The following is a 10,239-nucleotide window of genomic DNA, read 5'->3' on the forward strand; positions in this document are numbered from 1 at the left end:
CATTTGGAGAAAGACCATGAAATATGACCTGAACAAAAAAGTTGTTTTAATTACAGGAGCCGCTGGAGGGATTGGTGCAGCAACAGCCCGTGAATTTTATGCATTAGGTGCAAACTTGGTACTCACCGATATGCAACAGGAAACTGTAGATAAACTTGCATCTGAATTTGAGGCATCTCGTGTATTACCATTAGCGCTAGACGTTACTGATGCAGTAGCCACAAAAGATGTAGTCCAGAAAACAATAAAACACTTTGGACACCTTGATATAGCTTTTGCCAATGCAGGTATCTCATGGCGTGATGGTGCTTCGACAATTGCTAGCTGTGATGAAGCTGAGTTCGATAAGATTGTTGAAGTTGATTTACTTGGTGTCTGGCGCACAGTCCGTGCTGCCTTACCAGAGGTGACCCGTAATAAAGGACAAATCCTCATAACCTCTTCTGTTTATTGCTTCGTCAATGGAATGGCAAACGCTCCATATGCGGCTTCAAAAGCGGCAGTAGAAATGCTCGGACGCTGTCTCCGTACAGAGATTGCATATACCGGCGCAACAGCCAGTGTTGTCTATCCAGGCTGGACAGCAACACCGATCGCTAAAGTTGCCTTTGGAGGAAACGCAACTGTAACGAAGATGATTGAAGCAGGATTTCCGGCATGGTTACGCAAGCCTATTTCTCCGGAATATATGGCGCAAGCAATTGTAAAAGGTGTACAGCGCCGACAGCCACGTATTTTTGCTCCAGTGCGTTGGGTTCCGTTTTCGTTATTACGCGGAATCTTTAGTGCAGCTAGTGATGCACTGGTAGTACGCCACAAGAAATTGCAGGGTTTACTTCAACAACTCGAAACTGAATCTGAACACGCCCAGAAATAATCCATTAGCTTAAAGCTCAATTATTAAAATGTCTGGAAATCTTATATGTCTAAATACAAATTAAAAGATAAAGTTGTCGTAATTACAGGTTCAACAGGTGGACTAGGACTTGCGATTGCCCAAGCATTACAAGCGAAAGGCGCAAAACTAGCACTCCTAGATTTAGACCTTAACAAAGTTGAAAGTCAGGCAAAACAGCTAGGTGGGCAAAGCATTGCCGCAGGCTGGGCTGCCGATGTCCGTTCTTTGGAAAGCCTAGAAATGGCGATGTCAAATGCAGCTCAACACTTCGGTAAAATTGATGTGGTGATTGCAAATGCAGGCATAGCTACAACAGAAGCACTAGAACATATGGCTCCTGAAACTTTTGAGCGAACCATCGATATTAACCTTACAGGGGTATTTCGTACTTTCCGTGCAGCTATACCGTATGTAAAACAAACTCAAGGATATTTACTGGCGGTGTCTTCAATGGCCGCTTTCGTCCACTCCCCGTTAAACACGCACTACACTTCGAGTAAAGCTGGTGTTTGGGCTTTATGCGATAGCCTTCGTCTGGAATTAAAATATTTAAATATAGGCGTTGGCAGCCTTCACCCAACTTTCTTTAAAACACCATTAATGGACAATATTCAAAATGACCCAGCAGGTAAAGCTGTGTGGAAAGGTAACTCGGGTATTTGGAAATATATATCTATTGAAGAGGTTATTTCGGGTGTAGTTGAAAGCATAGAACGGCGTAAAGATATGACCGTTGTACCTAAAATCAATACTCCGATTGCTAAAGCACCAGCACTTTTTAGAAATGTGATTGAGTTTTTAGGTTTTAATCGTAAACAGCTTAAACAGACCATGTGCTTGGCCGAAAAGCGCCTAAATTGATGTTCGAATCACCTTTCGTATAGTGATATCTTTGACTTAGAGCTATTATTATGATGAAAAGTGTTGTGCTTTTAATACTCAATTTCTAATAGAGAAAGCGTTTTATGAATGTTTCACCAATCATTGTACTTGACTTCGAGACTACAGGAGTCAGCCCTGAGGCTGGCGATCGTATTACAGAAGTCGCGGCTTTACGTATTGTAGAAGGTGAAATCACAGAACGTTTTGTTTCATTAATAAACTGTGGTGTAAATGTTCCATACTACATCACAAAGTTGACTGGTATTACTCAAGATATGGTTAACCATGCTCCTTCTGTGGAAGAAGTCATTCCTTCTCTATTGGACTTTATTGGAACAGATCCTTTACTTGCTCACAATGCAGGATTTGATGAGAAATTCCTAAAAGCAGAAAGTATTCGACAGGAGTTAAGTCCATCACACACTGGACTCATTTGTTCTTTGAAACTTGCTCGCCGTATTTTACCTCATCAACCCAGTTATCGACTTGGGGCAATGGCAGACTTTTTCAATATTAAGTTTAATGGCACAGCTCATCGTGCAGAAGCAGATGCTGAAGTTACGGCTCAATTATTCAACTATCTTTGTACGAATATTTGTCACACATATGGCTTCAATAGCATTGATCAAGATTTATTGTTAGCCATTAATAAACTTACTATATCTAGAGTACCCAAATACCTAAAAAATATAGCTGCCCAATCTTTACTTCTTAAATAGCAATCCATAGGCGACTATTACCTTGCTCTAATTTATTGTTGACCTCATGCCAATAATTTAAGGCTTCGTTCTTTTCTATAGGAGCTAGAAAACCTATTGAAGCTCAGTTATTTACAGAATCTTCTAACAGTAGTGATAAGCTTTCTTCATAATCACCAATTTCATTGATCTCTAAAACTTCAATGTCTTTCATATTTTTTCTCAATTAGTTCAACTCAATCTTTTGCCAAATGCAGATGCGGGGCAAAAATAAAATGTCGAGGTTCTTGATATTGCATAATTAATGAACGCAATTCGGTAATAAATGCCTCCGCTTCTTCTTTGTTAAGATTAATACCAAATGAACAACCATCATTATATCCAATTAAGTGAATAGTACCTTGATGGAACTCTGGCAAAAAAGGTGGATACGCTCCACCACTCCAAGGTCTGTAGACAATCTCTATAATCTTCTGAGTATTAATATCCTTTGTTAACAAATTTTTCCCAAGGCAGTCTTTGGAAATGCGAAGATTATTTTTGGAAATAAAAAATGTTTCCTCGGCATTCTTAGCCCATCGTTTATTTTTTCTATATTCATAGTGCTTATAGAAAAGAAATAATAAAAATAATAGTAGTACAATAAATGTTTGAATCCCTTCATTTTCTATATATGCTTCAAAAGCGATACATACAAAGAAAATGTCATATGTAGTTACTATTACACGGTCCCAAATCATTAAATTTTCTAAATTCTCACCATTCATTTTTAAATTAATCGTAGTTCCCGCATCTGAAGTATGTGTTTCAAATTGATTTGGCATCCAGTACTCAATTTTCTATGTTTATTGTCTATAAAAACCGCTGTACCTATTGAATCTTACTTATTAGTACGCTGCTTAAACTTTCGTTATTGCTGTGTATTATAAAATCACCAAGCAGAATTTTATAGCGGTTTAAGACAGCATGTGTCTCTGTTGTTAAAAGCAAATGAGAACTTATTCAAGATGCGAAACATCCTATGGTTGCTAATTTATGGAAAATATTTATATAGAAATTAAGGGAGAGTTAGGCTACATTTTTTGTAGTTCATTTTAGAGATAAATTGAAAAGTATCAATATTTTCTATCGTTATAACTTTATTGACTCAAAAATTTAGCCAGCAGAGACAATTTCTATCGTCTAACTACTGGCTATTTTTTTACAAACTAATTGAAATTTAGTAAATATCTATCTAATTTTTATCATATTTTTTAAATGAATATTGAAAAGAATATGATAAAAAATGGCGCTAGTACTGTTAAGATAAAACCACTAAAAATAGCAATTTGAACATCTAATTGTGAGCAATTATTTTTTACAAATGGAAGGGTTGAATCCATAGCGGTAGCACCACACACCCCAATCACAGGATTCGGATAATTTCTTCCAAGAAGATATAACAACCCTATGGCATAGAACTCTCTGATTAAATCAGTAAGTAAAGCAAAAGTACCCTGCTCTGGTCCTAAGATTTTTCCTACTAATGGTCCCGATAGAGAGAACCATCCAAAGCCACTTCCTAAAACGACAAGTTCAAAAAAAGATTTTCCTAAAATAAATGTTGTTAAATAAGCCGCAATAAATAGTGAAAATATTGTAACGAGTGGAACCTTAAAGTGGTTAATCGTTAAAGATTGTATTTTAATAGTTGATAAATCTATACCCACTAAAAAAATTAAAATATATAAAAGAATACTACTTATAGTTTCACTGCTCCAACCTTTGGGCAATAAAAGATATAAGAACATTCCAATAACAACCATAGTGATTGCTATTAAACACTCTTTAATAGGTTTAAAAATCTCAGATAAAGATTTTTTATGGATATTTATATTCTTAACTCTTTTAAATAAGAAGATAAAAGTAACTAAAGTAATTATTGTAGAATAAACAAAAGATTCTAAAATTACTTTAGTTCCTAACTGCTTATCAAAAAGAATACTACCAAATTGAAATCCTATAGATATTAAAAGCAACCAAACTAAGAAAGATATATAGCTGACTAACTTATCTCTAGTATTACTATTTGCGGCTTGTCCCACTCCCCATCCTGAGACTAGCGCTAACAAGATAGGGAGTAATGAAAATATAAGGCTATTTATCATATTTTTTGTTTCGTTAAAGAATAATCAATTAAAATTATCCATCTTTCACCAATTAAATCATCTTGATGGGTTTCAATTTTTTTAATTGGAGATACATAGTGGCATACAGAAGAATCATGGACCGCAAAACTATCAGAAATATTTTTTAATGTAAAACTACTATAAATATTTTCTGCATTAACATCTTTCAAACTTTTATTTCTTTCACTAGGATGAGCAATATAATTATCCCCACCAATAATATTATTACTGCGATAAATTAAGTGAGCAAAAGTAAAAGGTTCGCCATCTTGATGAAAACAATCAGGTGAACTAATTCCTAAGATATTACTTGAACTAGATGTTAGTTTGACAAAATGCACGCCCACATATAATGGAAGATAATGATTACTCAACCCAAATGTTAAATTATAATCATCTATAACCAATTGGTTTAAATATTTAGTATTTTTTACATCTTCACTTAAAGCATTAAAGTATCTTATAGCGCTATGTTCAGGGTTGTTATCGCCTTGGTCGTATCCTGATAAATATTCACCTTTATCATTGACTACAGGAGGTAACCAAATTGGTTTTAGCTCTTTTTCCCATGGCAATATTAAAGCATTTCCATATCGGCGAAAACGTTGGGTGTCTGAGGGCGCAAATTGATCTTTTTCTAACATTTGAAACTCATCAAAGATTACTCTTTTTGAATCGGAATCAATCTCTGCTGCCTGATAATGTAAGAAACCATTTTTTTCGAATGTACTTTTTAAATCTAAAAAAGAATTTTTATAGTTAATTCCTAGAAATTCTTCTGAAGCTGCTGTTTTTGAATATAAAAATTGATTAATATTATCCATATTCTACTCCTTAAAATATTATTAATATATATTGTGTTGGCAAAGTATACAGAACCTTCTGTATATTTCAATATAAAAAATAAAGAATTCAAAGGTGCTCTTGTTTAGCTATTTCAGGAATAAAGGTGTTTCCTAACCCCAATAAAAAATACTCAAGCAATCTTTTCCGTTCATCTGGTTTGTTTGGGTCTAAAAGTTGAACCATTGCCCCATCAATCACAAACAAAAACATGTGCGCATCTTGTTTTGAGGCATTTTCATTGCTTTTTAAAAGCAAATTATAGATTTCATTAATGAGCCAGTTTCGATAGTCAATTACGGCTCCATAAGCTTTTGGGTTTGTTTTAGCAATTTCAAAAATCGCTTTAAACGGCAAATGGTAAAGTCCATCTAAGTCGGTGTGTAAGTAATAAATTTTGCGGAGCTTTTCAATTACGCTTAATTCTTTTTGAACATAGATAATTGAAATGACCTCTTGTTTAAGGCCATCTTTTTGAAAGGTAAGACTCATTTCAATAAGACGTTCTTTTGAGTGAAAGTAGTTATAAAACGTGGCTTTCGGGATTTTTGCTGTCTCTATAATTCGGTCAATTCCAACGTTGTGAAAACCGTATTTGTTAAATAAGTATCTTGCCGTATGAAGCACACCTAAAGCACGAAATGGAAGATCTGAATGTGGCATATTTTTACCGTTATAAAAAATTATTGTTGTATATAAAAGAGATACTTTTTTTTGGGAAAAAAGGCATAGCAAAGCCGTAAAGACTGTGCACAGCACATCTCAAGTTTTAATTGTTGCTAAGTTTTTAGTCGAAATGACTTAAAGCTTGAAAACCTTTGGATGATCAAGCTGCGTTAAATGTTTTAAGCTGTGTTGTTATAGCTTTTGGCAAGGACTGCCAAGAAATAATGGATGTGCAAAGCCAACTCCTTATATATGGAGTTCTGCCAAAACATTAAAATTATGGTGGCAGAACGAAAGAGGGTTCGCAGACTGGTCACACAACCAGCACACCCGAGGGTGTCCCTCTCCCGTCCTACCGCTACGGGAGGGAACGAGAAGGCCGCACAAAATTATTCCTCAGAGAAATAATCCTGATACGGGTGTGAATCGGTCTGCGACAACCGACTGGCAATGTAGGCCAGCCCGCAAATGGTAATCTCCAATATTTGAAGTGTCAATGTAAAATTGGCTAGAATTTATTTAAATAATTATTGTTTTTCATTTAATTACATAATTAAGGATATTCTTAAGTAATATTTTTAGTCTACCCTTATATCATTAAGTTAAAGTTTAAAATTTCAAAACCTAAGGACTTAATTGTTCTTGTAAAAAGTTATTATAAATACCTAATAAGAAATATTTATTAGAAAAATAATATTCTCCTTATAAAAATACGCCCTTAAGGGCGTATTTTTAGGACTGATTCACACACTTTAACTTATCTTGCAAATTGAGTATTTGCTGTTGATATTCTTTAGCTATTACTTCGTTATCTGCTCTGATTTCTTGATCTGTCTTATTATCAAAAACTGACCTTGAATGGCCATTTCTAGCATTTTGTTTCTTTAATTCAAGATTACTAATTTTTTGGAGAATATCAGCATTTTCCTGATAGTTTTTAAGATGTACCAGCAACTTTCGGTTATCAGCATAGGCTTGGTCTAATTTTAAGTTCAAAGTATCTTTTTCATTATTCAATTCTTGAATTTTATTGTTTAAATTCTGCACATTGTAATGATTTACTGTTAGCTCACTATTACTCTTATTTAAGTTAGTAGTTAGAATATCTTTTGTCTCATCTAAGCTTTTGGATTCACTTTTTTTATCTTCATAGTCTTTTTGCAATAGATTATAGGATGTTTGCAAACTTGCATTAGCCAATTTTAACGATTCAACTTGAGGAGCACTCACATATTGATTTACAAGGAATAAGCAAGCTGGGAAAGAGACAGCAAATGAAGCAATAAAGGCCGATAAGTTTTTTTTGACAAGTTCAAAAATTTCCATAAGTTTTCCAGAATATTTCTAAATTATAGTGTTAACAAATTGTTTTAAAGTTCTAAATGTTGATGAACTAGTACGTTATTTTATCATTAGCTATATCTATTTTGTCTTATAAAAAGGCCTTTACAGGAATTTTTTTTATTTGACTTTAGAAAACTTTATTCTATTTATAAATCCCATTTATTGTTAATTTTTTTCATTAATTAAAATAAGTAAATTTCTTCTAAAAAGACTTTTTGCGCATTAATCACTTACAGCGAACCTATCTCAGGCTTAAATACGACCAAAATCTAGCTACTGAATCAGGATTTTATCAAAATTTGGTCATGGGTAATCTTAAAACGAGTATGCCTAATTTAAGTATTCAGTATAAACTTGTTATTTAAGCGATCCATTTCACAAATTAGGCCATGTCATATACTTAAAGTGATAAGAGCAAAAAATGACTCAAAATAAAGTTGAATTAGCAGAGAGATTGTCAAAAGAATCGCATCAAAGCCAAAAGTATGGTTCTCATGATTACTTTGATTACCATATTAAAGGTGTGGTCAACTCATTAATTGAGCATCGATTTTCAGAAGTTTATATTATTACCGCCCTTCTACACGATAGCGTTGAAGACACACCTCTTACGCTAGCCAAAATCGAAAGTTTATTTGGAAAACAAGTCCGTGATGCCGTTGATGCATTAACTAAACGAGAAAGTGAAACACGCGAAGAATATTTAATTCGTTGTAGTTCGAATCCGATCGCTCGAGTCGTAAAACTTCATGACGCAGCCTTTAATGCGCATAACTCACATAAAGAAAATAATCAATCACGTGTAGATTATTATCTTCAAACCATGTTAATTGTTTCAACGGCGCAAGATAGGTTGGGATGAAAAGACAACGAAATGAATCCGTTGTCTTTTGTGTTTAAGATTGTGCAAATGCCCAAATGTCTTTTGATGCAACCATGTCAGATACAAGTCTAAAACTCATAGGCTCTAAGTCTTCATCTACCACAACATAACCTTTCGAGTTATTTTTTAGCGCATCACATTTATTATCGGTCAGTTGATAATTTGCTGTATTCGCTAAGGCATTTTCAGTAATAACACCTGTAAACACACAATTTGGATCTTTCGAGATAATTTTGCCTTGTGCATTCACCTCGGCATTTACCGTTGTTCCATCTGGGAAAGATAAATCGTAATTGCCGACCAATTGATTAAGCAAAAGTTTTTGATCATCAATTTTTTCATAATGTGCCAATTCAACTGTCAGGGCTTGATTAGACTGATTGCTTCGCCAAGCTTTTGTTTTTGCGTCGTAGCTCATCACAATTTTGGCACGGTTTTCATCATCATCTAAAACCAATAATTTAGTCCCATCTGCGCCAGAATAGTATTTACCCGCCATAGGTAATTCTTGATCAGTTTCGGTACTAATAATATAAGTGCCGACATCTAAGCTCGGAGCCAGTGCAGGTTTTTCAGTCGAGACTTGGTCATCATGATCATTGTCATTACAAGCCGCCAAGCCAAGCCCAAGAAGTAAAACCAACAAACAACGTTTCATGGTCTTTCCCCTTACTTGTTAAATAGGCTTTTTAAACGAATTTTGAGCCATTCTTGAGCTGCTGGTCGCTGATCGTAAGCCACTTGCATGGCAGTCACAGCAATTTTGCTTTGCATTACGGCGCTTTCATCCGACATTTGAGCGGCTGTTGGAGCCGAAGGTGCCGCATCAATTCCTAGGCCAAATTGGTTATTGCCTTTATTGTCTTTCGTCACTTGGAATTTCAACTTATATAAGTCATACGTCCCAATTTTTGAAAATGCAAAAGGTGTGCTGGTAGTTAAATTTTTAGGGAAATTAACATTAAGCGTGATGCCTTTTGGCAACAATTGGCCCTTACCAGCCTTAGCTTGTAATTCTTTTAATAACACTACGGTTTGCTTTGCCACAATCGCAGAGTTAGGGTTGTTTAAAGTCTTATCATCTACCGTGTTGGTATCGGCGCTTAAGGCAATAGATGGAATCCCGCGTCCTGCTGAAAACTGGACATTGCCAATCGTGCCAGAGTGCACAACGACTTTTCCGACATTTTGTCCTTCATTCGGGCCAGATAAAACTAAGTCTGGCGCTTTACCCCAGCGTTTTGGTGCAACCACATCTAGTCCATAAATTGTTGCCATGACTGGTGTGCCATGCGTGTAGTTCCAGTCACCATTGGTATACCCCGCTTTGGTAAACGTCCCCGCAGCAGGTGCACCAATTGGTGCAGCGCCGTTGTGACAACCGTTTTCAGCCGCAATTTGCTTATCGTTATCCGCGGTAATCGTCGTTGAGCTGTACATCACGATTGCGCCACCACGACCACTTTGTGGTGAACACGGTACAGACACAAGCACGTTATGACCATTTGCTTTTAATTCATCATAGAGTGCTTTGACATTGCTGGTTAGACCGTCATCGTTAACCAATAAAATATTTAGTGCAAAAGCTGGAGTTGTACATAAAGACAGAATAAGGCCGCCCAATAAACTTTTTTTCATCACTTAACTACCATGTTAATAAATTTCGATTTGTATAGTAGTTGCGCTATATGTACGTTTAGTGACTACGCATCAATAAAAATTAAAATACTTTTCCATTAAAAATTAAATAATTATATTATAAATTATTGCTAAGTTTTCTTTTATAAACTGACCTTCAACTTTGGTACTCATATTCAAAATGACAAAACCCACTTCCGTGGGCTTCATTCAAAGTAT

General features: G+C 35.2%; 11 protein-coding genes and 1 pseudogene. 4 read left to right on the forward strand and 8 right to left on the reverse strand.

Features of this window, described 5'->3' with window-relative positions; genetic code table 11:
* The first annotated feature begins 16 nt into the window (after positions 1–16).
* From OD757_RS10325 to OD757_RS10335, 3 genes are all read left to right on the forward strand, one after another.
* Complete coding sequence (locus tag OD757_RS10325) at positions 17–877, forward strand: SDR family NAD(P)-dependent oxidoreductase (protein ID WP_263031811.1); 861 nt, start codon at positions 17–19, stop codon at positions 875–877.
* A gap of 45 nt (positions 878–922) precedes the next feature.
* Positions 923–1,759, forward strand: coding sequence for an SDR family NAD(P)-dependent oxidoreductase (locus OD757_RS10330; protein WP_263031812.1), 837 nt, complete (start codon positions 923–925; stop codon positions 1,757–1,759).
* A 104-nt stretch (positions 1,760–1,863) separates the two neighbouring features.
* Entirely contained in the window at positions 1,864–2,499 is a 636-nt protein-coding gene (locus OD757_RS10335) for a PolC-type DNA polymerase III (RefSeq protein ID WP_263031813.1), read from the forward strand.
* On the opposite strand, the pseudogene OD757_RS10340 reads toward OD757_RS10335, so the two are convergent.
* The 6 genes and pseudogenes from OD757_RS10340 to OD757_RS10365 form a co-directional block, all read right to left on the reverse strand.
* Positions 2,495–2,692, reverse strand: a pseudogene (locus tag OD757_RS10340) (GNAT family N-acetyltransferase); the annotation flags it as partial. The gene OD757_RS10335 and the pseudogene OD757_RS10340 overlap by 5 nt on opposite strands.
* Before the next feature lie 22 nt (positions 2,693–2,714).
* A complete protein-coding gene (locus OD757_RS10345; protein WP_263031814.1) occupies positions 2,715–3,302 on the reverse strand; it encodes a hypothetical protein in 588 nt (195 codons plus the stop codon).
* A gap of 429 nt (positions 3,303–3,731) precedes the next feature.
* Complete coding sequence (locus OD757_RS10350) at positions 3,732–4,625, reverse strand: lysine exporter LysO family protein (protein ID WP_263031815.1); 894 nt, start codon at positions 4,623–4,625, stop codon at positions 3,732–3,734.
* On the reverse strand, positions 4,622–5,470 hold the full coding sequence (locus OD757_RS10355; RefSeq protein ID WP_263031816.1) for a 2OG-Fe dioxygenase family protein: 849 nt from the start codon (positions 5,468–5,470) through the stop codon (positions 4,622–4,624). The genes OD757_RS10350 and OD757_RS10355 overlap by 4 nt, the downstream gene beginning before the upstream one ends.
* Before the next feature lie 88 nt (positions 5,471–5,558).
* Positions 5,559–6,152 (reverse strand): TetR/AcrR family transcriptional regulator, encoded by a 594-nt coding sequence (locus OD757_RS10360; protein WP_263031817.1) that lies wholly within the window; start codon positions 6,150–6,152, stop codon positions 5,559–5,561.
* A gap of 735 nt (positions 6,153–6,887) precedes the next feature.
* Positions 6,888–7,481, reverse strand: coding sequence for a hypothetical protein (locus OD757_RS10365; RefSeq protein ID WP_263031818.1), 594 nt, complete (start codon positions 7,479–7,481; stop codon positions 6,888–6,890).
* A gap of 439 nt (positions 7,482–7,920) precedes the next feature.
* On the opposite strand from OD757_RS10365, the gene OD757_RS10370 reads away from it, so the two are divergent.
* On the forward strand, positions 7,921–8,361 hold the full coding sequence (locus OD757_RS10370) for an HD domain-containing protein (RefSeq protein WP_263031819.1): 441 nt from the start codon (positions 7,921–7,923) through the stop codon (positions 8,359–8,361).
* A 34-nt stretch (positions 8,362–8,395) separates the two neighbouring features.
* On the opposite strand, the gene OD757_RS10375 is transcribed toward OD757_RS10370, so the two are convergent.
* Positions 8,396–9,040 carry a hypothetical protein gene (locus OD757_RS10375; protein WP_263031820.1) on the reverse strand — a complete coding sequence of 215 codons (645 nt, stop codon included), beginning with the start codon at positions 9,038–9,040 and terminating at the stop codon, positions 8,396–8,398.
* 11 nt (positions 9,041–9,051) lie between these two features.
* Positions 9,052–10,023: a 5'/3'-nucleotidase SurE gene (gene surE / locus OD757_RS10380; RefSeq protein WP_078220837.1), complete on the reverse strand. Its 972-nt coding sequence runs from the start codon at positions 10,021–10,023 to the stop codon at positions 9,052–9,054.
* Positions 10,024–10,239: the final 216 nt, after the last annotated feature.

The sequence above is a fragment of the Acinetobacter sp. AYS6 genome (assembly GCF_025630795.1).
Classification (GTDB): Bacteria; Pseudomonadota; Gammaproteobacteria; order Pseudomonadales; family Moraxellaceae; genus Acinetobacter.